Source organism: Pseudomonas sp. (assembly GCF_036387035.1).
In the GTDB taxonomy this organism is placed as follows: Bacteria; Pseudomonadota; Gammaproteobacteria; order Pseudomonadales; family Pseudomonadaceae; genus Aquipseudomonas.
Map to the genome: position 1 here is coordinate 1 of NZ_DASVUM010000205.1, position 26562 is coordinate 26562.

Here is a 26562-nt window from a genome sequence, read left to right on the forward strand (position 1 = left end):
CCGACCGCCACCTGATTGCGCCCATTGTGCTTGGCCGCATACAGCCCCTGGTCGGCGGTCTGAATCAACTGGCGACTGTGACTGCCCACCTGCGGCACGACGGTCGCCAGGCCGATGCTGACGGTCAGGCTCGAACCCTGGCTTGGGGCGATGTGAGGGATGTTCATGCCGGCGATTGACTGGCGCAATTTTTCCGCCAGCAGACGGGCGCCGCCCGGGGACGTGTTGGGCAATACCAAAGCGAACTCTTCGCCGCCATAGCGTGCGGGCAGGTCGGAAGGACGGCTGGAGTTGGCGCGAATGGCTTTGGCGACCTGACGCAGCGCTTCATCACCTTCAAGGTGCCCGAAGGCATCGTTGTAGGCCTTGAAGTAATCCACGTCGATCATCAACAACGAAATTTGGGTCTGCTCCCGCGTGGAGCGGCGCCATTCCAGCTCAAGGTACTCGTCGAAGTGGCGGCGGTTGGACAGCCCGGTCAAGCCGTCGGAGTTCATCAGACGTTGCAGCACCAGGTTGGTGTCGAGCAGCTGTTGTTGGCTGACGCGTAACGCACGGTAGGCTTCATCGCGCTGCAGAAGCGTCATGTACGAGCGCGAGTGGTAGCGAATGCGCGCGACCAGCTCGATGTTATCCGGCAGTTTGACCAGGTAATCGTTTGCGCCCGCAGCAAAAGCGGCGCTTTTGATGAGCGGGTCTTCCTTGGTCGAGAGCACGATGATCGGGATGTCCCGCGTCGCCGGATTGGCGCGGTACTCGCGTACCAGGGTCAGGCCGTCCAGGCCAGGCATGACGAGGTCCTGGAGGATGACCGTCGGCTTGATCAGGATCGCTTGCGCAATCGCCTGATGGGGGTCCGCGCAAAAGTGGAAATCGATGTTGTCTTGCTGCGCCAGCCCGCGCCGGACGGCCTCGCCGATCATAGCTTGATCGTCGACCAGCAACACCATTGCAGCGTTCTCATCCGTGGCCTGCAGATCGTCCAGTCGCAAATCATGCATACAGAGTCTCCTGGTCGCAGGCGGGCTGTGACATCACCTGGAAATTCATTGGGTGAATACCTCTTTCAAGCGAGGTGCAATCGAGTCCAGTGAGCGAATTTCCATGGCGGCGTCGATGGCCGCCGCCGCTTTGGGCATGCCGTATACCGCACAGCTTTCCTGATTCTGGGCGATGGTCAGAAACCCCCGCTGACGCATCAGCTTGAGTCCCTGCGCACCATCACGACCCATGCCGGTCAACAAAACGCCCACTGCGTCACCCTTCCAATAGCTGGCCACACTTTCGAAAAACACGTCGATGGAGGGCCTGTAAATTTCGTTAACCGGCTCTGCGGTGTACGCCAGAGTGCCGTTCCTGAGCAGACGAATATGGTGATTGGTGCCTGCCAGCAGCACCGTGCCCACCTGCGGCGGCTCGCCATCGCGCGCCAGCCTGACCTCAAGCCCCGATGCGCTGCTCAGCCATTGAGCCATCCCTTCGGCGAACACCTGATCCACGTGCTGCACCAGCACGATGGCGGCCGGAAACTCCCTCGGCAACGCCTTGAGCAGTATTTCGAGCGCTGCAGGACCACCGGCCGACGAGCCGATGGCGATCAATCGCTGGCGCTGCGCCGACTCGCGCACTGGCGGCGGTGCCGGGCGGACCCGCGTGTCCCGCTCGCCAATCAGCCAGCCTATATTAAGTATCTTGCGCAACAAAGGTGCGGCTGCATCTTTGGGGTTGCCCGCGCCCAACGCAGGCGTATCGACCACGTCCAGCGCGCCATGGCCCATGGCTTCGAACACCCGGTGCACATTCTGCTCGCGGTCCACGGTGACGATAACGATGGCGCACGGCGTCGCCGCCATAATACGTCGAGTCGCCTCCACGCCGTCCATCACCGGCATGATCAGGTCCATTAATATCAGGTCGGGCGTCAGCTGCTCGCAACGCTCTACCGCCTCGGCGCCGTTGCTCGCCACCCAGACAATCTGATGGGCCGGCTCAAAGGCCAGCGCACGACGCAATGCCTCCACGGCCATGGGCATATCGTTGACGATGGCGATCTTCATCCCTGCGCATCTCCTATCAACTCAACGACCGCATCGAGCAGCGCGTCGTCATGGAAACTGGCCTTGGCCAGATAATAATCGGCGCCGGCGTCCAGTCCGCGACGACGGTCTTCCTCACGGTCCTTGTACGACACCACCATCACCGGCAGCGACTGCAGGCGGCTGTCGCGGCGCACCAGTGTCACCAGTTCGATACCGTCCATGCGCGGCATGTCGATGTCGGTGATGAGCAGGTCGAAGTCCTCGCCACGCAGCGCATTCCAGCCGTCCATGCCGTCCACGGCCACCGACACTTCATAGCCACGGCTGAGCAACAGTTTGCGTTCCAGCTCGCGCACTGTCAGCGAGTCGTCAACCACCAGCACGCGCTTGCGCACCCGGGTGTCGGCCTGCTGATTGCGACGATCGATGCGTTCCAGGCGTCCGGTGTTGAGCAGCTTTTCCACCGAACGCAGCATGTCTTCAACGTCAATGATCAGCACCGCCGAGCCATCGTCCAGCAAGGCGCCGGCAGAGATGTCCTGAACCTTGCCCAGGCGCGGATCAAGGGGCAGAACCACCAGCGTCCGTTCGCCGATGAAGCGTTCCACGGCGACGCCATACACTGCATCGCGCTCGCGAATGACCACCACCTTGATCACGTCCTCGCTGTGCTGACTGGTCGGGCGATTGAGCAACTGACTGGCCGCGACCAGCCCGACATGGCGCTCCTCGTGCCAGAAATGCTGACGCCCTTCCAACTGCACGATCTCGTCGGCACGCACGTCTCGCATGCGCTCGATGTGCGCCAGGGGGAACGCATACGCCTCGCCGCCGACTTCGACCACCAGACTGCGCACCACCGACAAGGTCAGCGGCACTTCCAGATGGAAACGGCTGCCCTGTCCGGCCCGCTGATCCATCTCGACACCGCCACGCAGTTGTCGAATCATGTGCTGAACCGCGTCCAGACCAACGCCTCGGCCGGACACTTCGGTGACCTTGTCGCGCATGCTGAAACCGGGCAGGAACAGGAAGCTCAACAGTTCGTCTTCGCTCAACTGCGCGGCGGTTTCGGCGGGCGAGAGTCTGCGCTCGATGATGTTCAGGCGCAGGCGCTCGAGATCGACACCGGCACCGTCATCGATCAACTCGACCACCAGCAGACCGGCCTGGTGCGAGGCCTTGAGTTTGATCAGCCCCTCGGCCGGCTTGCCGCAGGCAACACGCTGAGCGGGCAGCTCAATGCCGTGGTCAACGGCGTTGCGCAGCAAATGGGTCAGCGGCGCTTCGAGCTTTTCGAGCACGTCGCGATCGACCTGGGTTTTTTCGCCGTCGATTTCCAGGCGCACCTGTTTGCCCAGTGAACGTCCCAGATCCCGCACCATGCGCGCCTGCCCTGCCAGCACATCGGCAAACGGTCGCATTCGGCAGGCCAGCGCGGTGTCGTAAAGCAGTTGCGCGCGTTGCGACGCCTGCCAGCCGAACTCGTCGAGGTCGGCCGTTTGTTGAATCAGCAAGTGCTGCGCTTCGCCGAGCAGCCGCCGCGCTTCCTCCAGGGCCTTCTGCGCGTCGGGATCGCTGTTGGCGCCAAGCAGGGCTTCGAGACTGTCCAGCGCGCGGGTCGCGCCGGTCTGCGTGCGCTTGACCCGCTGCATTGCCGCCAGATAAGGCTTCAGGCGCTGGGTCTCGACCAGTGATTTGCTCGACAGGTCCAGGAGGTTGTTCAAGCGTTCGGCGGTGACGCGCAGGACACGTTCGCCCGTCTCGGCGACGCGTCGCTCGCCCGGGCCGTCCGGTTTAGGCGCAGGCCCGACAACGGGCTCGACCAGGGCAGCGGCCAGGTCTTCGGCGGCCGAGTCCTGAGCAGATTGAAGCGAGGTGACCAACGACTGTGCGTTGGCGAGCAGGATATCTTCAAGCGACGGCAGCGCAGTGGGCACCAGCATGGCTTTCAGGGCCGGGTCGGCGCTGACCATGTTGTTCATCAGCGCGACATAGCCGTCCACATCCGCCTGGGGCACCTTGGCGCCGGGCGTGGCGATGCGCATCAGCAAGTCAGTGCCCATCAGCAAGGCGTCGATGTGCTCGGGCAGCAGGAGCAAGCGCCCTTCCTGAGCACTGACCAGGCAGTCTTCCATGACGTGGGAAACGCTCACGCCCGCGTTGATCCCGACGATGCGCGCCGCGCCTTTCAGCGAATGAGCCGCGCGCATGCAGGCTTCGAGCTGATCGGCCTGGGTCGGGTTACGCTCGAGCGCCAACAGGCCCGCACTCAGCACTTGCGTCTGGGCTTCCGCTTCCAGGGTGAAGAGTTCGAACAGCGACGCGTCGCGCATTTGATCGGGCGTCATGTCAGGCTCCGGTTCACGGCCGACAACAGCTGGTCTTCATCGAGCAGACGCAGGCTGCGGTGCTTCCATTGCACGACGCCTCGGGTAAACCGCGCATTGCTGTTCTGCGCCGATGCCGACGCGCCATCCAACAGGCGCGCCTCAATGGCGTGAATGCCGTCCACCTCGTCCACGGGCACCACCACCGGGCCGCCCTCCGCCGAAACGATCAGCATGCGCGGCAATATCCGCGCAGCGCCGATTGGCGTGATCGACGGGTCCAGCCCAAGCAGCTCGACGAACGACAGGCAGGCCACCAGGGCGCCACGCACGTTGGCGACACCGAGCAAGGCGCGCGAGCGTTGATGCGGCAGGGAATGAATGGCTTGTACCGGCGACACTTCCACCAAGCAGCGGGTCGGCAGGCCGAGCCACTCTTCGCCCAGACGAAACACCACGGTGGAGCGGGTTTCGACATCGACAGCGAGAGCGTCGCTGTGCATCGACACGCGCTGCTCCTGCGCCAGCGAGTAACGGTCAAGCAACCGCGTCGCCGCTGCCGAGTACACCGAGCAGTTGCGGCAGTGAATATGTTCGGTGAGCAGCGGGCAGGACCGGTCGCCATGGATGCCGATGCGGTTCCAGCAGTCGTCGATCGCCTCGGCGTCGTCGCTGACCAACGCTGTGTGTAAGCGACTCATCCGCTGCGTCCTTCTCTAATGACACCCCGTGCCGCGCGTTCTTGCAGTCGCCGGGCCCCGGCGCTGTCGCCTTGAGCAGCCAATAGCGCGGCCAGTTGCGCGAGGGTTTCCGGATGCTGCGGCTGCAGGTACAGCGCCTTGCGATAAAAGCCTTGTGCCGAGCCGGTCGCCCCTGCCACTTCGCTGAGCAGCCCTAGCCAGTAAAACACCGGCGCCACCGGTTCGTAGCGCTTGAGGTACTGATCGCAAGCGGCCTTCGCCTCGGCGCTACGGCCTTCGTTGGCAAGCACCGCGATGCTGCGCAATAACTCGGCAGCCTCGCCGCCATCAGCATCCGGAGCAGCAGCCTTGGTGTGCGGTCTGAGCGCAGCCCTGCGGCCTTCGATAAGCGCAGGATCAACCGGCGACCTTTGTGCAAAAAGCGGCGGCTTCGGCGTTCCGCGCGACAGGGTTGCCGCCGACTGGGCTGACCAGGCATCACTTCGCGATGGCGGCGTAGTTGGGGCAGTCAAGCCGCTGCGGGATTCAGGAACGGCCTCGTCGCGCCGACGAAAGGCAAACGATTGGGGGATGCCGATCGACACCATGCCCATGCGCCCGAGCAGGCTACCCTCGGCGGGGCCGATAAACAGCACGCCATCGTCGCGGGTCATGCGCTTCAATGCTTCGAAGCCCTGACGCTGGGTGTCGACGTCGAAGTAGATCAGCAGGTTGCGGCAGAACACAAAATCGTACGCTGACTGCGCGGCCGGCATGGCGGGATCGAGCAGGTTGCCGGACTGAAAGCGGACCTGATCACGGACCCGCTCGTCCAGGCGATAACCCTCCTCGGAGGCCGTGAAAAAACGTTCCCGATAACCCAGCTGATCGCCGCGAAAGGAGTTCTTGCCGTACACGCCCTGGCGGGCACGCTGGATGGACAGCGGGCTGATGTCCACCGCCTCGACGCTGAACTGCGGCCCGCGCAGGCCGGCGTCGAACAGCGCCATGGCGATCGAGTAAGGCTCCTCGCCGGTGGAACACGGCAGGCTGAGAATCCGCAGCGCACGCACACCGTTGAGCTGAGCCAGTCGGGTCTTGGCCAGGTTGCCGAGGGTGGCGAAGGATTCGGGATAACGGAAAAACCACGTCTCGGGAACGATCACCGCTTCGATCAGCGCCTGTTGTTCGTCCGCCGAAACAAGCAGCGTCTGCCAGTAGTCGTCGTGATCCCGCGCCTTGGAGTGGGTGCAGCGCTGACGCACCGCGCGTTCGATGATCGCTTCGCCCACTGACGCGACGTCCAGACCGATGCGGTCCTTGAGAAACGCGAAGAAGCGCGCATCGCTGCTCATGGCGTCGCCTCGAACGGATCAAGGCTCATGGGCTGCTCGGGGAACAACAGCTCGCGCACGGCCTCAGTAAGCAAGTCCTGCACCCGTATCCACTGCAGCAGGCCGTGTTCGTCCTCGCGCACCGGGCCCAGATAAGGCGCATCGGCGTTGTCCAGGCCGTAGGCTTTGAATTCATGGGGCGAGCAGCGCAACGTGTCGGTCGCCTGTTCGAGGATCAAACCCAGCCACCGGGCCGGGCGATCACCGCCGAGCCGGTAATGCACCAGCACCAGCCGCGTGCTGGTGCGCAACGGGGCGGGTTGGCCAAAGGTCAGCGCGCTGAGGTCGATGACCGGCACGATCGCCCCACGGTGGGCAAACACACCGGCGACCCAGTGCGGCGCCTGTGCGATGGGCTTGAGCACCAGCCGTGGCAGCACTTCGGCGACTTCTGTCGCTTGCAGCGCATAGCGTTCCGCGCCGATACGAAACAACAGAAACAGCTTGTTCTTCGGCAACACCGCAGTGCTGCGCTTGGCTGAATGCTCGATCATGGGCCTGACTCAGACCTTGAAACGCGAAACGCCGCCACGCAGCCCCACCGCCACCTGGCTCAGCTCGTCGATGGCGAAACTGGCCTGACGCAGGGATTCCACGGTCTGGCTGCTGGCGTCACCCAACTGCACCAGCGCCTGGTTGATCTGTTCGGCGCCGGTGGCCTGAGCCTGCATGCCCTCGTTGACCATCAACACACGCGGCGCCAGGGCCTGCACCTGATGAATGATTTGCGAAAGCTGCTCGCCGACCTGGGTCACTTCGTACATGCCGCGACGCACTTCTTCGGAGAATTTGTCCATGCCCATGACCCCCGCCGATACCGCCGACTGGATCTCGCGAACCATTTGCTCGATGTCGTAGGTGGCCACGGCGGTCTGGTCGGCCAGGCGGCGGACCTCGGTCGCCACGACGGCGAAACCGCGGCCGTACTCGCCGGCCTTTTCGGCTTCGATGGCCGCGTTGAGCGACAGCAGGTTGGTCTGATCGGCGACTTTGACGATGGTCACCACGACCTGATTGATGTTGCCGGCCTTCTCATTGAGGATCGCCAGCTTGGAGTTGACCAGATCGGCCGCGCCCATAACCGAGTGCATGGTTTCTTCCATGCGCGCCAGGCCTTGCTGACCGGAACCCGCGAGGATTGAGGCCTGATCCGCCGCCGAGGTCACCTCGGTCATGGTGCGCACCAGGTCCCGGGACGTCGCGGCGATTTCCCGCGAAGTGGCGCCGATTTCGGTGGTGGTGGCGGCCGTCTCGGTGGCGGTCGCCTGTTGCTGCTTGGAAGTGGCTGCAATCTCGGTGACTGATGTGGTCACCTGAACCGACGAGCGCTGGGCCTGAGAGACCAGCGCGGCGAGTTCGGCAACCATGTCGTTGAAGCCCGTTTGCACCGATCCGAACTCATCGTTGCGGTCCAGCGCCAGACGCGTGCTCAGGTCGCCCGTGCGCATGGTCTCGAGAATCTGCACGATGCGGTTCATCGGGGACAGAATCGCGCGCATCAGCAACAGGCCACACGTGGCGGCCGCGAGCAAGGCGATGATCAGTGATATACCGAGGGTGATCTTGGCGCTGGAAACGGCGGTCTGGATCGCATCGGACGCGTTGTCGGCAACCTGCTTGTTCTTGACGCCGAGGGCATTGAGTACCTTGCGGCCTTCGAACCACATCGGCGTCAACTGCTCGGAAAATATCCGCTGGGCCAGCGCGTAATTATCGCCCTGGTAAGCCGCGAGTACGCCATTGAGCACCAACTGATAGCGTTCGCGCAGTTGCAGAAACTGGGCGAAGTCATTGCGATCCGATTCGTCGAAGATGCTCTTCTGGTAATTGACGATCTGCGCCTGCAAACGGTCTTCGAAGTCTTTGTACTGATCTTCTTCAGCGCTGGTGAGGTCGCGGCCCTTGCCTTCACTGAGCAGATGCTGGGTGCTCACGTAGCTCTCGACCCAGGCGCCGCGCACGGTGCTGCTGTAAAACACGCCGGGCAGCGCGTCCAGTCGTACGGCATCGCCGCTGCTCTCGATCACCAACAGGCGATTGAACGCCACGACCACCATCAACAACATGATGGCGATGATGACAGCGAAGCTCGCCAAAATGCGTTGACGCAACGTCCAGTTCTTCACAGTCAGCCCTCAGGAGTTCAACGCCGGCATGACCGGGTTCAAGAAGCGGACCGACGGACGGTCCAAAGCGAGCGGGAGTATAGCCTAGTGCCTTGCCGATAATTGGGCTGTTTCCGGCAAGGGAAACGCCAAAACACACAGTCAGATCGGAAGTGTCTTACACACTATCGGCCTGATGTGGCGTTGCTTGATGGTGCGTCGTTTGATAGTGCGAAGCGCGGGTGATGACGGGCTATGAAGGAGGCTATAAACGGGCAGTCATGGATAAGAGACGCCTGTTTGTAAACCGCATAAACACAGCGGGTCAGACCTCAACTGATGGAGGCTGACCCGAAGGCGATCGAGGTTTCAGGTTGATTCTTCAGCACCTTAGGCAATGCAGCACAGGACCGACGGTTTACGGCTGCGCCTGACGGACCTGCTGCTCCAGCTCCGTCTTGAGCGCGGGATCGAGCTTCAGCTGCCTGGCGAGCTCGTCCAGATAAGCGCGTTCCATGAAATGCTCTTCATCGACCATTATCACGCTCGCCAGGTACATCTCGGCGGCGATCTCCGGGGTCTGCGCGGCTCGGGCGACATCGGCAGGGTCCAGTGGCTTGTTCAGCTCGGTGTGCAGCCACTGCTGCAGCTCGTTGTCAGCAGTGATGCGGGTGAATTCGCCTTCGATGAGTTCGCGCTCACGTTCATCGACATGGCCGTCCGCCTTGGCCGCTGCCACCAGCGCCCGCAGAATGGCCTCGCTGTGCTGCTCGACCTGGGCGGCCGGCACGCGGTCGACCGTTTGCGGTTCAATCGGTTGCGCCACGCCCTGATTCGCTTGCCAGTTGCCGTACGCCTTGTACGCCAGCACGCCCAGCGCGGCGAGCCCGCCATAGGTCAGCGCCTTGCCGCCCATTTTTCTCGCGCCTTTGTTGCCCAGCAGCAAGCCCATGGCGCCCGCCGCCAACGCACCGCCGCCAGCACCGGAGAGCAGCCCGCCCAGCGTGCCGCCCAGATTTCCGCCCAGGCCGCTGCCGCCGCCGACCTTACCGAGCAGATCGCCAAGACCGCCCTGCCCGCTTTGCGCACCTTTACCGCTCTTGTCATGTGTGCCGGCCTTGTTTTGCAGCAGGTCCTGGCCGGATTTCAACAGCTGGTCGAGTAAACCGCGAGTGTTCATGAATTCATCTCAATGAAGGGGGACGGACGATTCGACCCGCAGGTTAAGACGAAGGCACCCGTGCCCGTTGGGCAGGTTTGCTTCTGAATGTTGCGGCGCCTGGGCGCGCTTGCGCCGGTTGACGATACGCGGCTACCCAAGGGCGACATTCTCGGCAAACAGGCGCGGTATTTGCTCCTTCCGGTTTGTCGAGGATCGAACGGCGCACTACGCTCTGCACCACCGATCTCTGCCCAAAAAACCACCATGAGGCAAACCCACCATGTTCGTGCACAAGACCGCCATGCTCAGCGCTGTGATCACCGCACTGTTTACCAGCGGGGCAGCGCAGGCCGCTGAAGCCATTACGGCGGTAGGCGATGGCGAGGGGCAGTTGGATATCGTGGCCTGGCCGGGCTACATCGAGCGCGGCGAGAGCGACAAGGCCTATGACTGGGTGACCGGCTTCGAGCAGGAGACGGGCTGCAAGGTCAACGTCAAGACCGCCGCGACGTCAGACGAAATGGTCAGTCTGATGACCAAAGGCGGCTACGACCTGGTCACCGCATCGGGCGACGCGTCATTGCGGCTGATCGCCGGCAAGCGGGTGCAGCCCATCGACCCGACATTGATTGCGAACTGGAAGACTTTGGACCCGCGGCTCAAAGATGGCCCGTGGTACACAGTCGAGAACAAAACCTATGGCACGCCGTACCAGTGGGGCCCGAACGTGCTGATGTACAACACCAACGTGTTCAAGACCCCGCCCGTCAGCTGGAGCGTTGTTTTCGAGGCCCAGGATTTGCCCGACGGCAAACCGAACAAGGGTCGCGTCCAGGCGTATGACGGGCCGATTTATATCGCCGACGCCGCGCTGTACCTCAAGACCGCCAAGCCGGAATTGAACATCGTCGACCCCTACCAGCTTACCGAGGCCCAGTACCAGGCGGTGCTCGACCTGCTTCGCGCCCAGCAGCCGCTGGTTCACCGTTACTGGCACGACGCGACCGTGCAGATGAGCGACGTGAAAAACGAAGGCGTGGCGGCGTCCAGTTCGTGGGGCTACATGGTCAACGGGCTGATCGCCGACAAACAGCCCGTCGCCTCGACCATTCCGCAGGAAGGCGCCACCGGCTGGGCCGATACCACGATGCTTCACGCCGAGGCCAAACACCCCAATTGCGCCTACAAATGGATGAACTGGTCGCTGCAGCCCAAGGTTCAGGGCGATGTTGCGGCGTGGTTTGGCTCCTTGCCGGTGGTGCCTGAGGCGTGCAAAGGCAACGAATTGCTGGGCGCCGAGGGTTGCGAGACCAACGGATTCGACCTCTTCGACAAGATCGCCTTCTGGAAAACACCCCAGGCCGAGGGCGGCAAGTACGTGCCGTACAGCCGCTGGACGCAGGATTACATCGCGATCATGGGTGGGCGTTAGACGCCTGCATCGCCCGCTCCGTGTAGGTGAGCTTGCTCGCGATAGCGGGTTGCAGCCTCGCCGTAGGTGACTGCGAGGAAGGAATCGCGAGCAAGCTCACTCCTGCAAAGACCGTGTTCATTCAGACGCATCTAGCCCAGTTGCTGTGACGGCAGCGGCTGTCCATCGACTTGATTTCGGGAATCAAACGCCATGACCCACGCTGTCGAGTTCACTCAGGTTTCGCGGCTGTTTGGCGAGGTGAAAGCCGTGGACCGGGTGTCCATCGATATCGAGGACGGCGAGTTCTTTTCCATGCTCGGTCCCTCGGGTTCCGGCAAGACCACCTGCTTGCGCCTGATCGCTGGTTTCGAGCAACCCAGCGCCGGCTCGATCCGCCTTCACGGCCAGGAAGCCGCCGGCATGCCGCCCTACCAGCGCGACGTCAACACGGTCTTTCAGGACTACGCGCTGTTCCCGCACATGAACGTGCTGGACAACGTGGCTTACGGACTGAAAGTCAAAGGCGTCGGCAAGGCTGAACGGATCAAGCGTGCCGAAGAAGCCCTGGACATGGTTGCACTTCAGGGCTATGGCGCGCGCAAACCCGTGCAGCTCTCCGGCGGCCAACGCCAGCGTGTGGCCCTGGCGCGGGCGCTGGTCAACCGCCCGCGGGTGCTGCTGCTGGACGAACCCCTTGGCGCCCTTGACCTGAAGCTGCGCGAACAGATGCAAAGCGAGCTGAAGAAACTGCAGCGTCAGTTGGGCATCACCTTCATCTTCGTCACCCACGACCAGACCGAGGCGCTGTCGATGTCTGACCGGGTCGCGGTATTCAACCAAGGGCGCATCGAGCAAATCGATACACCACGCAATCTGTACATGAAACCGGCAACGACCTTCGTAGCAGAATTCGTCGGCACCTCCAACGTGGTGCGCGGCGAACTGGCGCAGGCGTTGAGCGGCAACCCGGGCGCGTTCTCGATTCGGCCCGAGCACATCCGCTTTGCCAACGGCGCTGCGGCGAGCCACGACGTTCAGGTCAGCGGCGTACTGCATGACATCCAATATCAGGGCAGCGCAACACGTTACGAGGTCAAACTCGACAGCGGCCAGAGGCTCACGGTCAGTCAGGCGAACAGCCAATGGCTGGACACCGGCGCGCACCCTCAGCCTGGTCAACGCATGACCGTATGCTGGGCGCGGGAGGCGATGATTGCCCTGCATGACGCGCCCGGTGAACGGTCGAACATGGCGCCGGGCGAGGCACGTTGAGATGGGTCAGACGTTAGCGGGCTCCGGGCCAACACGAACGCAGTCGCCAACCCGCGGTTTTTCCAACCTGCTGTATCGACGCCCGAATCTGTACCTGTCCCTGCTGCTGATCCCGCCGTTGCTGTGGTTTGGCGCGATCTACCTCGGCTCGCTGCTCGGGCTTTTGTGGCAGGGCTTTTACACCTTCGACGATTTCAGCATGACCGTAACGCCCGACCTGACCCTGGCGAACTTCGGCGCGCTGTTCAACCCGGCCAACTTCGACGTCATCCGTCGTACCCTGACCATGGCAGTCGCGGTGTCCATCGCCAGCGCCATCGTCGCCTTTCCCATCGCCTACTACATGGCGCGCTACACCACCGGCAAAACCAAGGCGTTCTTTTACATCGCGGTGATGATGCCCATGTGGGCCAGCTACATCGTCAAGGCCTACGCCTGGACCTTGCTGCTGGCCAAGGGCGGCGTCGCGCAATGGTTCGTTCAGCACCTGGGGCTGGCGCCGGCGTTGCAGTGGATGCTGAGCGTGCCCGGCGTCGGCGGGAGCACGCTATCGACCTCGCACCTGGGTCGCTTCATGGTGTTCGTCTACATCTGGCTGCCGTTCATGATCCTGCCGATTCAGGCCGCCCTCGAGCGCCTGCCCCCGTCATTGCTGCATGCCTCCGCGGACCTTGGCGCCACGCCTCGGCAAACGTTCATGCAGGTGATTCTCCCGCTGTCAGTGCCCGGCATTGCGGCGGGCTCGATCTTCACCTTTTCGCTGACGCTGGGGGACTTCATCGTGCCGCAATTGATCGGCCCGCCGGGCTATTTCATCGGCAGTATGGTGTACGCCCAGCAGGGCGCCATCGGCAATATGCCCATGGCGGCGGCCTTTACGCTGGTGCCCATTCTGCTGATCGCGATTTACCTGGCCGTGGTCAAGCGTCTGGGGGCTTTCGATGCACTCTGAACACGCGTCGTGGGGCCTGAAAATTGCCGCCTGGGGCGGACTGGTGTTTTTACACTTCCCCATCCTGATCATTTTTATCTACGCCTTCAGCACCGACGACGCCGCCTTCAGCTTCCCGCCCAAAGGCTTCACCTTGAAGTGGATCAGCGTAACGTTCGCGCGGCCTGACGTGCTGGAATCGATCAAGCTGTCCCTGCAGATCGCCTGCGTCGCCACGCTGATCGCACTGGTGCTCGGCACGCTGGCGTCGGCGGCGCTGTACAGGCGGGACTTCTTCGGCAAGGACGGCATCTCACTGATGCTGATTCTGCCCATCGCCCTGCCGGGCATCATCACCGGTCTGGCGCTGCTGTCAGCGTTCAAAACCCTGCGCATCGAGCCGGGAATGCTCACCATCATCGTCGGCCATGCGACCTTCTGCGTGGTGATCGTTTACAACAACGTCATCGCCCGCCTGCGCCGCACGTCCCACAGCCTGATCGAAGCCTCAATGGACCTCGGTGCAGACGGCTTCCAGACCTTCCGCTACATCATCCTGCCTAACCTGGGCTCCGCATTGCTGGCGGGCGGGATGCTGGCGTTCGCCTTGTCATTCGACGAGATCATCGTGACGACCTTCACCGCCGGCCATGAACGCACCCTGCCCATCTGGCTGCTCAACCAACTCAGCCGCCCGCGCGACGTGCCGGTGACCAACGTCGTGGCAATGCTCGTGATGATGGTCACCATGCTGCCGATCCTCGGCGCGTACTACCTGACACGGGGCGGGGAAAGCGTAGCGGGGAGCGGGGGGAAGTGAGGGAGGCCGTGAGCGACACGCAAGGTGCTAGCTAGCGAGCCTAGCGAGATTAAGACGTAAGAGGGGTAACGCGTCTCCTTTTCCTACAGCACCGCACTAGGCTTGGACTTGGCAGTATCATATTTTGATACCATGAATAACCGACAAGCTGGCACCTTAAAAATCGTATTTTCCAGACCTGTCCCCAACAACCTGGAATGGAGTCGACTGGAGTCGCTCTTCACCGGATTGGGAGCGCGAACCATTGAAGGCAATGGTTCAAGGGTCAGGTTCGAACTCAATGGCGTAGTGGCGACCTTCCACCGGCCGCACCCGGATAAGGATGCGAAGCCATACCAGGTCCGTGACGCGCGAGCGTTCCTTGAGCACGCAGGAGTGACCCCATGAATATCATGAACTACAAAGGCTACTCAGCCAGAATCAACTACAGCGATGAAGATGGCCTGTTTGTAGGTCATGTCGCAGGAATCAAGGATGTGATCGGCTTTCATGGTCATTCGGTCCAGGAGCTCCGAACGGCGTTTGAAGAGGCAGTGGACGACTATCTTGATGTGTGCAAACGCCTGGAACGTGAGCCACAGAAAACCTATTCCGGAAAACTGAGCTTACGTCTGGAACCTGAGTTGCATGCAAGCGTGGCATCACAGGCGGAGTTGGCACATAAAAGCATCAACCAATGGGTCAGCGACCTGCTCCGGCAAGCGATCTGACCAAACTTCTAATCTAATCACCACCAAAGCACGTAAGGCTGCTTGGGGTCTGTCGCGCTTGTAGATCGCAAACGGGTCGATCCCGATTGACCGACCAACCCTGACATCAACAAACGCGACAGAGGAGATTCAGCGATTTGCTTAATCGCGCAAATCCGACTCATGAATCGGCTGATCACGGTGCGTTGCACGCTGGTATTGCGCGGGCCACACTGCCTGGCGTCCGCCCAGGTCGTCGTCGGCGTGCAGCGGCCAGTACGGATCGCGCAGCAGTTCACGGGCGAGGAAAATCAGGTCCGCCTGACCCGTACGCAGAATGGTGTCCGCCTGGAAAGCCTCGGTGATCATGCCGACCGTGCCAGAGGCAATGCCCGACTCGTTGCGCACGCGGCCGGCGAACTCGGTTTGATAACCCGGGCCCACAGGGATCTCGGCTTTCGCCGCAGTGCCGCCCGAGGACACGTCAACCAAGTCAACGCCCAAGGCTTTCAGGCGCTTGGCCAATTCGACGGTTTCATCCGGGTTCCAGCCATCTTCCACCCAGTCGGTGGCGGAAACGCGCACAAACACCGGCAGGTCTTCCGGCCAGACCTCACGCACGGCTTTGGTGATTTCCAGGGTCAGGCGGATGCGATTGTCGAAGGAGCCGCCGTATTGATCCTGACGCTGGTTACTCAGCGGCGACAGGAACTGATGCAGCAGATAACCGTGAGCGGCGTGGATTTCGACGACTTTGAACCCTGCAGTCAGCGAACGCTTGGCGGCCTCTACGAAGGCCTTGATCACGTCTTGAATCTGCGCTTCATCCAGGGGCGTGGGCGCGGTGTAGTGCGGATCGAAGGCAATGTCCGACGGCCCCCAGGTTGTCCAGCCGCCTTGGTCGGCCGGGATGCTGCCGTGCTCGCTCAACCATGGGCGCCATGTACTGGCCTTGCGTCCGGCGTGGGACAGCTGAATCCCGGCAACCGCACCTTGTGCCTCAATGAAGCGGGTAATGCGTTGCAACGGTGCAATCTGCTCGTCGTTCCAGATGCCGAGGTCTTCGGGCGTGATGCGTCCATCCTGGGTGACTGCCGCCGCTTCGGTGAAGATCAGCCCGGCACCGCCGACCGCACGGCTGCCCAGATGGACCAGATGCCAGTCGTTGGCCAGACCGTCGGCGCAGCAGTACTGACACATCGGCGATACCACAATGCGATTGCGCAAGGTCAGTTGGCGGAGGGTATAGGGTTCAAGCAGCAGGCTCATGGGCACCTCTCAAATCGTGTGGCAGGTTCCTGGGGTTGCGAACCTAGAGCCTAGTCGACACCCCGAGAGGAGTGAGGGTTCACTCGTATCCAGGCTGATGCCCGTCCCGTTGAAGCACTGCATGCACTTGGCGGGCATGGCTGGAGCCGGTCCCACTGACGGCATGCGTACCCCTGTGGGACCGGCTTCAGCCGGGAAGGCGTCAGGTGTCGCGCCGCGAAATGGCTGGGGTTCAGCGCGGCGAGAGGTGAACCACCATGAGTTGCACGGTTTCGTTGCCGCGAAACTCGTTCAGGTCCAGCTTGTACGCCAGCTCGACCCAGCGAACTGTAGGGTTGGGCCATACGTCGCGATCGACGCTGAAGGCAATGCCTTCGAGCTTTACAGTGCCGCACTCGGTCTTGAGAACCATCTTCAGATGGCGCTCGCCCACCACGCGTTGTTCCACCAGCTGAAACACGCCATGGAACAACGGTTCGGGGAAGTGCTGCCCCCACGGACCGGCATTGCGCAACGCGCGGGCGAGTTCCAGGTGAAACTCTTCCACCGCCAATGTGCCGTCGGACAGCAACCGCCCGGTCAGGTCTTCTTCCTTGAGCTGGCGGCGCACCTCGGCGTCGAAGGCCTCGGCGAACGCCGGGAAGTTGCCTTCCGGCAGCGACAGCCCGGCCGCCATCGCGTGGCCGCCGAACTTGCTGATCAGCTCGGGATGTTTCGCCGCCACGGCATCGAGTGCGTCACGGATGTGAAAGCCCGGCACCGAGCGCGCCGAACCTTTCAGCACACCCTCGCCCGCGCTGGCGAACGCAATGGTGGGGCGGTGATAACGTTCTTTCATGCGCGAGGCCAGAATGCCGATCACGCCCTGGTGCCACTCGGCTTCGAACAGGCACAGCCCGAACGGCATCGACTCCAGCGGCAAGTCCTTGAGCTGGGCAAGCGCCTCGCGCTGCATGCCCTGCTCAATGGATTTGCGGTCCTGGTTAAGCTCGTCCAGGCGCACGGCCATTTCCCGCGCCTCGGTCTCGTCATCGCACAGCAGGCATTCGATGCCCAGGCTCATGTCATCCAGACGCCCGGCGGCGTTCAGGCGCGGGCCGATAATGAAACCCAGATCGGTGGAGGTGATGCGCGACGCCTCGCGACGGGCGACATCGAGGATTGCGCGCAGCCCCGGACGGGCACGACCGGCCCGGATGCGCATCAGGCCCTGGTGCACCAGAATCCGGTTGTTGGCGTCCAGCGGGACGACGTCGGCGACGCTGCCCAGTGCCACCAGATCCAGCAGCTCGCCAAGGTTCGGCTGGACGCGGCCATTGGCCTCGAACCAGCCGATGTCCCGCAGCCGCGCGCGCAAGGCCATCAACACATAAAAGATCACGCCAACGCCGGCCAGCGATTTGCTCGGGAAGGTGCAGCCGGGCTGGTTCGGATTGACGATGGCATCGGCCGCCGGTAACTCGTGGCCGGGCAAATGGTGGTCGGTGACCAACACCTGCAAGCCCGCCGCCTTCGCAGCCGCCACGCCTTCAACGCTGGAGATGCCGTTGTCCACGGTCATCAGCAGATCAGGCTGGCGTTCGAGGGCAACCTGGACGATCTCCGGCGTCAGTCCGTAGCCGAACTCAAAACGGTTCGGGACCAGGTATTCCACGTGCGCCGCACCGAGCAGGCGCAGGCCCAGGACACCGACGGTACTGGCCGTGGCACCGTCGGCGTCGAAATCCCCAACGATGAGGATGCGCTGGCGCTGCTGCAATGCAGTCACCAGCAGATCGACCGCTGTATCGATGCCCTTGAGCTGTTGATACGGGATCAACCGGGCAAGGCCCTTGTCGAGTTCTGCCTCCGAGCCCACGCCGCGTGCGGCGTACAACCGGGTGAGCAAGGGCGGCAGATCGCCAAGAAAAGGCAGGGTGTCAGGTAGCTCGCGTGGTTCGATGCGCATTCAGGTTCCGCTGGTGTTCTCGTTGGGGCCGGTGGGGTCTCGCGAGAGGGTCGCGATGCAGGACTGAATCAGCCCCGCTCACCCGCCAGCCACTGCAGTTGCACTTCGTGCTGGCCGCGATCGTCGGTGACGAAGATCGTGCCTTCGCTAATCATCACGTCCCACTTGATCACCCGGGGCATGTCCTTGGACAGGACTTCAAGCGCCTCCTGGGGTACCGAAGCGATATTGACGTTCTTCAGTGTCTTGATCGCAGGAATGACCTTGCCTTCCCACACGCGCAGACTGCCGTAGGCCAGCAGGCTTGTGCGCTCGGTGCGCCGCGAGCACCAGGTCAGGCGGTCGGCGTCAGGCTGGCCGACTTCGATCCAGTGCAGCACGCGATCGTCCAGGCTCTTTTCCCACAGCGCGGGTTCGTCGACGTCCGACAGACCACGGCCAAACGACAGGTGCTCGTTGTACCAGAAGGCGTAGGCCAACAAGCGCACGGTCATGCGCTCTTCGGTTTCAGAAGGGTGACGGGCGATGGTCTGCTTGACGGTTTCGTAGACCCCGCGATCAAGGTCGGTAAGGTTGAGTTCGAACTTGTAGGTCGTGGACGGCTGGGCCATGTACGGGCTTCTAGAGAGACGGGAAAGGCGGCAAGTCTACCCGATGCAGCCCCGTTGAACGACCGAACTCGATGAGCGATACAGCCTGCCCTTTAGATGGCAGTGGCAGAAAGCGTTCGCGATGCTTTACTCAACTGCGCATGACATGTGTTAAACAAATGAAGCACGCCATCGATGCCTTGCTGCGAGACACTGTCAATGAGGGTCAAACCTTCCACGCCTGATAACGGCGCCCGCCTGCGCGCCTTGCTGATCGCCGTGCTGCTCGCCTGCCTCCCCGGTACGGCCTCGGCGCGTGACACGCTCATCTGGCTGCTGCGCGACTTCCCGCCCCTGACGATATTTTCCGGACCGCTGGCGGGCCAGGGCGCGATCGACAAGCTGATGCCTGAGTTGACAGCCCGGATGCCGGAATACGATCACCAGATCATGCACGTCAACCGGGCGCGCGGAACGCAGATGCTTCAGGACCCTGATGTGTTTGCCTGCGATCCGACCCTGCTGTGGACGCCCGAACGGGACAGAACCATTCTGTTTTCGATACCGGCCTACGCCACGCCCAGCAATGGCGTGACCATCGAACGCAGCCGTCATGCGCTGTTCGCGTCATTCATCGACGCCGACGGCCATCTGGACCTTGCCGCGCTGCTGGCCAGCGAATCCGTCGATGTCGGCATCGTCGGCGGGCGCAGTTACGGCCCCGTCATCGACAAGGTTTTGCGCGAGGCCCCTCGCCCCGACCATCTGATTCTGCATTACGGCAACACGGCCGTCGGCAGCATGCTGGAAATGGAACGGCTGGACCGCTTTCAAGCGATCATCAGCTATTGGCCGGAGGCGCGCTTTCATGCCCAGCAACAAGGGATTGCACTGCAGGAGCTGGAATTTCTGCCAGTCAAAGGCGTGCCGAAATACCAGTTCGCTCACATCGGCTGTTCGAAAACCGACAAGGGGCGCGCGGCAATGGAAATCATCAATCGGGAAATGCGCGTGCTGCGGGAGACGCGACTGGTCGGCTTCTACGCGCAATGGATGGTCAAGAAGGAGGAATACCTGCGCGACGCCCGAACCTTCTTCGATGAGCCGCAAAACTGACGCTGTGCCACATCATATCCATCGGCTTGAGAGCCCAAATTTCAGGCAAAAGAAACCCCGAGCAGCGGGGAGACTGCTCGGGGTCAACCGTGGTCCATCTTGGACCCGTACGGCAGGCAGCATGAACACCGGAGCACAATGCCTGCGCCTACCGTAACTGATAGGAGCCTACTCAATTGAGAAGGTTCCCTACGGCTCAGACAAATGGTCGAGCTGCAGCATAAGCGGCGGACTGCGAAAGGTTGCGCATGGCGGCGATTACGCACGGCTCGATGCGTCCTTCTGCCACCATCAAGTCTCGGTGAAGCCCGTCCACGACGTCCGTCAGCTGACGTTTGTCGCCCAACTGCGACGCAGAAAAAACACGTTCAATGACAATGGCACCGGCTGCGCTTTTCAGCGTCACCAGACGCTCGCCCGAGGCACCGGCAGGGCCAATGCTCACCCGATAGGGAGACAGCGCTTCGCTCAGTAGCAAGCTGATATTTTCCATCCGGATCACCACTCAACAGTTTGAATGCAAAGGTGCTAACCAATGACCATTGGCAGCAGCGGAAAGTTCGACCGCCGTGATTCACCGACTCAAGCGCACCCGAGCGCGACAACGTGACTGCCGAGCATGCCTGCCGAATGTGACAGGCAAAATTCACCGCCCTGGCGTCTTTGCTGGCCCCATGTCGTCGAGCAGTGCTCTCAATTGGCCTGCTGCCTCTTCTGCGGCCTGACGTGCGTCGTGGAGCTCGCTTTCCAGGCGCTTGCGTTCGCTGATGTCGATCCAGCCGCCGAGCAGGCCTTGCAACTGACCGTCGGCGCGATGATAAGGCACGTTCCACTGCCAGACGTTGATCCGGCGCCCGGCCAGCAGCAATACACGCTCAGTGAACTCTGGTGCCTGGTTTTTCAGCGATTCCACATATTCGGCGTGCCATTGCCTGGCGAGGTCACCGGGTATCAGGTCGACATCGATCAAGCGACGGCCCTGCATTTGCTCGTAACTGATGCCCATATTCTCTTCATAGCTGCGGTTGCAGCCGATCAGGCGGCCCTGAAGGTCACGCACGTAAATCGGGTTCGGGATGCCGTCGAGCAACGTGCGCTTGAATGCCAGTTGATCTCCCAGCTGTGCTTCCGCACGCTGGCGCTGGTGGATCTGAAACTTCAATCGGCTGCTCCAGGCCAGGGACACCAGCCCCAGCATGAGTGACGCACCCATCACCCAGTAAACCCAGGCGGGAACACGGTTCCAGACCGAGGGTTGAACCCCGCCAGCGCCAAGCCATTTGAGACGGACCGCGCGCATTTCAGCCACGGGGTAGTCTTCCAGGGCTTTGTTGAGAATACCGAGCAATTCGGGATGGGCCCGGACCACGGAAAACCTGTCTGGCGACCACAAGCCTTCGACGCTGCGCCCTACCTTCAGCCGACCTGGAGAAAGCCAAGCGCCCGCCTCGTTCTGAAGCGTCGCGTGCGCCTCGCCCTCAATGACCAGTTGTCGCGCCTCGGCGTACGTGGGCACAAGCCGCAAGCGAATGTCCGGATACCGTGTCTGGATGAACTCCAGCAGCGCATGCCGCGCGGGCAGTGCCAGCACCTTGCCCGCCATGTCCGACAACTGCAGGGACACGTCGCTGTCGGCACGCAGCAGAAATACCCAGTTGTTGCCCCCAAAGGCGTAGGTGAAGTCCAGCAGTTTCTTGCGCGCCGGCGTTTCGGCGAGCGTCGTATTCATGTGTGCGTCGCCGTCTGCCAATGCCTCCAGGAGCGCTTGGGTGGAAGCCGCTTCCTCGTACACGAACTGCAATCCGGTGAGGCGCGAAATCCGCGACAGCAGATCCACGTTCAATCCCACCCATTGTCCCTGCGCATCTTTGTAGACATACGGAGGGTGCTGGGTCGAAGCCACGATGACCCGGGGATGCTTGCGGATCCATTGCTGTTCGACGGCACTGAAACTGACTCGCCGATGGTTCAGATCTGCGCCGAGCCCGACGGTCCATCGCCCGTGAATCTCCCGGTTCAATGACTCGACCATGTCCACCAACGCACGGTCGAAGAGCCGCCGCAGCTTCGAGTCCTGTTCGCGGAATGCAAACGAGAACTCCACGCGCGGCAACAGGCTGTCAAACTTGATCTGCAGCCCGAGGTAGGGCCGCAGCAAGCTGTAGGACCGGACCATCAGCTCGTTGGCAATCAGGGCGTCGGCATCACGGTGCGCCAGCGCCTCCATGGCGCTGTAGAGCGTGGGCGCAAGCACGACCTCGCTGTCCGGATAGGTCCGCTGCACGACCGCAGCATCGGCGTAGCCGTCCAGTAGCAGCACGCGCTGGTTCTTGAGTGTGGGCCTGAGGCCGACGTCGTTGGCGCGCCCGAACACCACCGCGCGGTCCGGCACATACCCCCGTGAAAACGACAGTCCCGCCGTGTTTCGCTCGAAACCGTTGGCGCTGGTCAGGACATCGATCTCGCCGGCCAGCAGCGCCTCCACCGCGCGCGCTCGCTTGGCGAACCCTCGTACTTGAACAGGCATCGCCAGACGAGCGCTGACGACGCTGAGGTAATCCGCGCTGATGCCCTGATAGCGGTTACGGTCAGTGGTGATGTCGATAGGTTCGTGATCGGCGACGGAAATGCCGACCCGAATGACTTTCCGTCCGTCCAGCCACAGGCGATCCGCCTCATTGAGGGCAAGAGGCTGCTGAGGAAGAAACGGCGCGCTCAGCGTGAACGGCAGGGTTTCAGTGGCATGGCCGAGGCGGCTATGGAGGCACACGAGCAGCAGCAGCGCCCACAGCGTCCGTCCGAGAATGGAGTGACGGCCCTTGAATGCCGTTGAGTAAAAATGTTTAACAACCACAGGCTTATCCGAAAAATTAAAATTCTTCGGAAGTGTGGCACGCAGAAAAAACAAGGCCCGCTGCGAGGCGGGCCTTAGTTGTTACACGGCGATACGGTCAGAGAGGTTTGCCACGGTTCCCGCGTTGGCTGACAAACGCCTGCACGGCCTTGAGGTCATTTGGCAGGACAGTGCAGCGCTCATCTCGCTCAAACAAATCAGACAAATGTGCAGGCAGCTCGAGCGCTTTTCCTACACCGGCTTTGAGTACGGCGTCAGGGAACTTGACCGGGTGCGCCGTTCCCAGAATCACCATAGGGGTGTCCAGGCTGCGTCGGCATTCCCGCGCGGCCTTCACGCCAATGGCCGTGTGCGGATCAAGCAGTTCGCCGGTCTTGGCGAATACGTCAGCGATGGTCTCGCAGGTTTCTTCGTCAGTGACTGCCAGCGAATCAAACAGCTTGCGGGTCTCGGTCCAGCGCTCTTCATCCACACTGAAACCGCCGCCTTGCTTGAAGTTGGCCATCAGCTCGGCGATGGCGCCGCCGTTGCGACCATGCATGTCGAACAACAGGCGCTCGAAGTTGGACGACACCATGATGTCCATCGACGGGGTCAGCGTGGCGTGCAGGGTTTCCTTGACGTACTGATTGCCGCTCATGAAGCGGTGCAGGATGTCGTTGCGGTTCGTGGCGACCACCAACTGGTTGATCGGCAAACCCATGTTGCGGGCCAGATAACCGGCAAAAATATCGCCGAAGTTGCCGGTCGGCACGGAGAACGCCACTGAGCGCGCCGGGCCACCAAGCTGCAGCGCCGCGTGGAAGTAGTAAACGATCTGGGCCATGATCCGCGCCCAGTTGATCGAGTTCACGGCGACCAGACGCGTGCCTTTGAGGAAGCCCTGGTCGGCGAAGCTGTTCTTGACCATTTCCTGGCAATCGTCGAAGTTGCCCTCGATGGCGATGTTATGGATGTTCTCGCCGAAGATTGTGGTCATCTGGCGGCGCTGAACATCGGAAACGCGGTTGTTCGGGTGCAGGATGAAAATGTCGACGTTGTCACAACGACGGCAGCCTTCGATGGCGGCCGAGCCGGTGTCGCCCGACGTGGCGCCGATGATGACAACGCGTTCGCCACGCTTCTCAAGCACGTAGTCCAGCAGACGACCCAGCAGTTGCAGAGCGAAATCCTTGAACGCCAGGGTCGGGCCGTGGAACAGCTCCAATACCCATTCGTTGCCGTTGAGCTGACGCAGCGGCGCAATGGCGGCGTGGGAGAACACGCCATAGGTTTCTTCGAGAATCTTCTTGAAATCCGCGTCCGGGATGCTGCCCGTCACGAACGGACGCATCACGCGAAAGGCCAGCTCGTGATACGGCAGACCGGCCCAGGATGCGATTTCTTCCTGGGTAAAGCGCGGCAGGTTTTCGGGCACGTACAGACCGCCGTCGCTTGCCAGACCGGTCAGCAGTACGTCTTCAAAATTCAGGGCCGGTGCCTGGCCGCGGGTACTGATATAGCGCATTGTTCAAACCTTCGGTTTGGGCGGCGAGCCTCAAGGGGCAAGCTGCAAGTCAAAACGGTGTGTCTTAACCTGCAGCCCGGCGCCCGAAGCTCACCGCAAATATGATTTTGCTGTTACGTGCAGCTTGCCACCTGACGCGTGCGGCTCATCTCAGTTCAGATGCTCGACGCGGATACGCACAACCGGCCCGGCGACGTCTTGCAACGCTTCCAGCGCCTGGATGGCATCGTTCATGCGTTTCTCGACCACGCGGTGGGTCAGCAGAATCATCGGCACCAGGCCGTCGTGCTCTTCAACTTCTTTCTGCATGATCGATTCGATGTTGATGCCGCGCTCGGACAGAATGCTCGCGACCTGAGCCAGCACGCCAGGGTGATCCTTGGCCTGGATACGCAAGTAGTAGGCGCTTTCGCACGCGTCGATCGGCAGGATCGGGTGGGCCGACAGCGAATCCGGCTGGAAGGCCAGATGCGGGACGCGATTCTCGGGGTCGGTGGTCAGGGCACGAACCACGTCGACCAGATCCGCCACGACCGAGGACGCCGTGGGCTCCATGCCGGCGCCCGCGCCGTAGAACAGGGTCGAGCCCGCCGCGTCGCCGTTGACCATCACGGCGTTCATGACGCCGTTGACGTTGGCGATCAACCGATCCGCCGGGATCAACGTCGGGTGCACGCGCAGTTCAATGCCGCTTGGCGTGCTGCGGGCGACGCCCAGGTGCTTGATCCGGTAGCCCAGCGCTTCGGCGTAGTTGACGTCAGCAGTGGTCAGCCTGGTGATGCCTTCGGTGTAGGCCTTGTCGAACTGCAGCGGGATGCCAAAGGCGATGGACGCCAAAATGGTCAGCTTGTGCGCCGCGTCGATGCCTTCCACGTCGAAAGTCGGATCGGCTTCTGCGTAGCCCAGCGCCTGCGCTTCTGCAAGGACGTCCGGGAAGGTGCGGCCCTTCTCGCGCATCTCGGTGAGGATGAAGTTGCCGGTGCCGTTGATGATGCCGGCGACCCAATTGATGCGGTTCGCCGACAGGCCTTCACGGATCGCCTTGATCACCGGAATCCCGCCTGCCACGGCCGCTTCGAAGGCAACGATCACGCCCTTCTCGCGAGCCTTGGCGAAAATCTCGTTGCCGTGCACGGCGATCAGCGCCTTGTTGGCGGTCACGACGTGCTTGCCATTTTCGATGGCTTTGAGCACCAGTTCGCGGGCGATGGTGTAGCCACCGATCAGCTCGATGACGATGTCGATTTCAGGGTTGCTCGCCACGTCGAACACGTCGGTCGTGGTCGGGGTACCGGTAATCTGGCAATTGGGGTTTGGTGTACGCATGGCAATTTGCGCCACTTCGATTCCACGCCCGGCACGGCGGGCAATTTCCTCGGCGTTACGCTTTAGCACATTGAAGGTACCGCCACCGACAGTACCCAACCCACAGATGCCTACTTTGACCGGTTTCACTCTGAACTCCCCATAAAACGGCCGACGCGAGGCCGGCCGTGAAATCAGCCGCATTCAGCACGGCTCGCTATTGATGAAGCGCTGCAAACGGGCCGCTTCGCTGCTTACCGCAGGAGACTGCGATAAGCGGAATTACTTGGCACTGAGCGCCAGTTTGGCCACTTGCGGCGCTGGCTGGTAGCCCGGAATCAGTTGACCATCGGCCAAAACGATCGCCGGTGTGCCGTTGACGCCGATGGACTGGCCAATCTCAAACTGCCTGGTGACCGGGTTGTCACACTTTGCCGCCTGAATAATCTTGCCATCGACCATACGGTCCATTGCACCGCGGCGGTCTTTGGAGCACCACACTGCCTGAAGTTGTTCATCACCCGGCGAGCCCAACCCCTGACGCGGGAATGCCACATAGCGCACTTCGATGCCGCGCTTGTTCAGTTCCGGCACTTCGGCGTGCAGCTTGTGGCAGTACGGGCAAGTGGTGTCGGTGAACACCGTGATGTGCGATTTGGTCTCGCCCACGGCTGGGTAGACGACCATCTCAGCGGCAGGAATGCCATTGATGGTTTTCGCAATCGCCTGACGCTCGACCTTCTCCGTCAGGTTGACCGGCTTGCCGGACTGCATCTGGTAAAGGTTGCCCTGCATCACGAACTGGCCATCGGCGCTGGCGTACAGCACGCGGCCGCCTTTGAGATTGACTTCGTACAAGCCGTTCAGCGGACTGCTCGAGATGCTCTCGACCGGAATTTCCAGATTGAGCGATTCAAGGGTCTTGCGAATGGCTTTGTCCGACGCATCGTCGGCATGGGCAAAAATGCTAAAAGAGCTGGCCAGCGCTACAACGGCAGCACCGAGAAAACGAGTGACGCGCATGAAAACTCCTCGAGCGGTGAGCAGACGGGCCGGGCTGAAAACGGGTGGCGAAAAAGCACCGGGATGTTTTCAGGGCCTTGATCTGCGAAACCGGCAAAGCCTATCACATAAGGC

Annotated in this window: 22 protein-coding genes and 1 pseudogene; 7 read left to right on the plus strand and 16 right to left on the minus strand. The window is 61.9% G+C overall.

What is annotated here, in order from left to right; genetic code table 11:
• From VF672_RS19390 to VF672_RS19425, 8 genes are all read right to left on the minus strand, one after another.
• The coding region (locus VF672_RS19390) for a PleD family two-component system response regulator (protein WP_331106160.1) at positions 1-1001 on the minus strand (1001 nt) is incomplete at its 3' end.
• A 45-nt stretch (positions 1002-1046) separates the two neighbouring features.
• Positions 1047-2057 carry a chemotaxis response regulator protein-glutamate methylesterase gene (locus VF672_RS19395; RefSeq protein WP_331106161.1) on the minus strand — a complete coding sequence of 337 codons (1011 nt, stop codon included), beginning with the start codon at positions 2055-2057 and terminating at the stop codon, positions 1047-1049.
• The gene (locus VF672_RS19400; RefSeq protein WP_331106162.1) at positions 2054-4390 is read right to left on the minus strand and encodes a hybrid sensor histidine kinase/response regulator; all 2337 of its coding nucleotides are present in this window, start codon (positions 4388-4390) and stop codon (positions 2054-2056) included. Before VF672_RS19400 ends, VF672_RS19395 begins: the two co-directional genes overlap by 4 nt.
• Positions 4387-5070 carry a chemotaxis protein CheW gene (locus VF672_RS19405; protein ID WP_331106163.1) on the minus strand — a complete coding sequence of 228 codons (684 nt, stop codon included), beginning with the start codon at positions 5068-5070 and terminating at the stop codon, positions 4387-4389. Before VF672_RS19405 ends, VF672_RS19400 begins: the two co-directional genes overlap by 4 nt.
• On the minus strand, positions 5067-6404 hold the full coding sequence (locus VF672_RS19410) for a protein-glutamate O-methyltransferase CheR (RefSeq protein WP_331106164.1): 1338 nt from the start codon (positions 6402-6404) through the stop codon (positions 5067-5069). The genes VF672_RS19405 and VF672_RS19410 overlap by 4 nt, the downstream gene beginning before the upstream one ends.
• Positions 6401-6937 (minus strand): chemotaxis protein CheW, encoded by a 537-nt coding sequence (locus tag VF672_RS19415; RefSeq protein WP_331106165.1) that lies wholly within the window; start codon positions 6935-6937, stop codon positions 6401-6403. The genes VF672_RS19410 and VF672_RS19415 overlap by 4 nt, the downstream gene beginning before the upstream one ends.
• 9 nt (positions 6938-6946) lie before the next feature.
• Positions 6947-8509, minus strand: coding sequence for a methyl-accepting chemotaxis protein (locus VF672_RS19420; protein ID WP_414705635.1), 1563 nt, complete (start codon positions 8507-8509; stop codon positions 6947-6949).
• Between the two features lie 457 nt (positions 8510-8966).
• The gene (locus VF672_RS19425; RefSeq protein ID WP_331106167.1) at positions 8967-9728 is read right to left on the minus strand and encodes a tellurite resistance TerB family protein; all 762 of its coding nucleotides are present in this window, start codon (positions 9726-9728) and stop codon (positions 8967-8969) included.
• 262 nt (positions 9729-9990) lie between these two features.
• Here VF672_RS19425 and ydcS point away from each other — a divergent pair, with 262 nt between their 5' ends.
• From ydcS to VF672_RS19455, 6 genes are all read left to right on the plus strand, one after another.
• On the plus strand, positions 9991-11142 hold the full coding sequence (gene ydcS / locus VF672_RS19430; protein WP_331106168.1) for a putative ABC transporter substrate-binding protein YdcS: 1152 nt from the start codon (positions 9991-9993) through the stop codon (positions 11140-11142).
• A 192-nt stretch (positions 11143-11334) separates the two neighbouring features.
• Entirely contained in the window at positions 11335-12396 is a 1062-nt protein-coding gene (locus tag VF672_RS19435; RefSeq protein ID WP_331106169.1) for an ABC transporter ATP-binding protein, read from the plus strand.
• Between the two features lies 1 nt (position 12397).
• A complete protein-coding gene (locus VF672_RS19440) occupies positions 12398-13348 on the plus strand; it encodes an ABC transporter permease (RefSeq protein ID WP_331106170.1) in 951 nt (316 codons plus the stop codon).
• Positions 13338-14147: an ABC transporter permease gene (locus VF672_RS19445; RefSeq protein ID WP_331106171.1), complete on the plus strand. Its 810-nt coding sequence runs from the start codon at positions 13338-13340 to the stop codon at positions 14145-14147. The genes VF672_RS19440 and VF672_RS19445 overlap by 11 nt, the downstream gene beginning before the upstream one ends.
• A 132-nt stretch (positions 14148-14279) precedes the next feature.
• Complete coding sequence (locus VF672_RS19450; RefSeq protein ID WP_331106172.1) at positions 14280-14534, plus strand: type II toxin-antitoxin system HicA family toxin; 255 nt, start codon at positions 14280-14282, stop codon at positions 14532-14534.
• On the plus strand, positions 14531-14857 hold the full coding sequence (locus VF672_RS19455) for a type II toxin-antitoxin system HicB family antitoxin (RefSeq protein WP_331106173.1): 327 nt from the start codon (positions 14531-14533) through the stop codon (positions 14855-14857). Before VF672_RS19450 ends, VF672_RS19455 begins: the two co-directional genes overlap by 4 nt.
• A 141-nt stretch (positions 14858-14998) precedes the next feature.
• Here the strand turns inward: VF672_RS19455 and VF672_RS19460 are convergent, their stop codons facing one another.
• From VF672_RS19460 to VF672_RS19470, 3 genes are all read right to left on the minus strand, one after another.
• Positions 14999-16105: an NADH:flavin oxidoreductase/NADH oxidase gene (locus VF672_RS19460; RefSeq protein ID WP_331106174.1), complete on the minus strand. Its 1107-nt coding sequence runs from the start codon at positions 16103-16105 to the stop codon at positions 14999-15001.
• A 232-nt stretch (positions 16106-16337) separates the two neighbouring features.
• Positions 16338-18053, minus strand: coding sequence for a single-stranded-DNA-specific exonuclease RecJ (gene recJ, locus VF672_RS19465; protein ID WP_331106175.1), 1716 nt, complete (start codon positions 18051-18053; stop codon positions 16338-16340).
• A gap of 68 nt (positions 18054-18121) precedes the next feature.
• On the minus strand, positions 18122-18664 hold the full coding sequence (locus VF672_RS19470; protein WP_065989944.1) for a YaeQ family protein: 543 nt from the start codon (positions 18662-18664) through the stop codon (positions 18122-18124).
• Positions 18665-18913: 249 nt separating this feature from the next.
• Here VF672_RS19470 and VF672_RS19475 point away from each other — a divergent pair, with 249 nt between their 5' ends.
• Positions 18914-19759, plus strand: a complete 846-nt coding sequence (locus VF672_RS19475; protein ID WP_331106180.1) for a TIGR02285 family protein — start codon at positions 18914-18916, stop codon at positions 19757-19759.
• 196 nt (positions 19760-19955) lie between these two features.
• Here the strand turns inward: VF672_RS19475 and VF672_RS19480 are convergent, their stop codons facing one another.
• The 5 genes and pseudogenes from VF672_RS19480 to dsbC form a co-directional block, all read right to left on the minus strand.
• A complete protein-coding gene (locus VF672_RS19480; protein ID WP_331106176.1) occupies positions 19956-20252 on the minus strand; it encodes a DUF3509 domain-containing protein in 297 nt (98 codons plus the stop codon).
• Between the two features lie 213 nt (positions 20253-20465).
• Positions 20466-22538, minus strand: a pseudogene (locus VF672_RS19485) (transporter substrate-binding domain-containing protein); the annotation flags it as partial.
• Positions 22539-22710: 172 nt separating this feature from the next.
• Positions 22711-24120, minus strand: coding sequence for a threonine synthase (thrC, locus tag VF672_RS19490; protein WP_331106177.1), 1410 nt, complete (start codon positions 24118-24120; stop codon positions 22711-22713).
• A gap of 150 nt (positions 24121-24270) precedes the next feature.
• Positions 24271-25575, minus strand: coding sequence for a homoserine dehydrogenase (locus VF672_RS19495; protein WP_331106178.1), 1305 nt, complete (start codon positions 25573-25575; stop codon positions 24271-24273).
• 132 nt (positions 25576-25707) lie between these two features.
• Positions 25708-26448: a bifunctional protein-disulfide isomerase/oxidoreductase DsbC gene (gene dsbC, locus VF672_RS19500; RefSeq protein WP_331106179.1), complete on the minus strand. Its 741-nt coding sequence runs from the start codon at positions 26446-26448 to the stop codon at positions 25708-25710.
• Positions 26449-26562 lie beyond the last annotated feature (114 nt).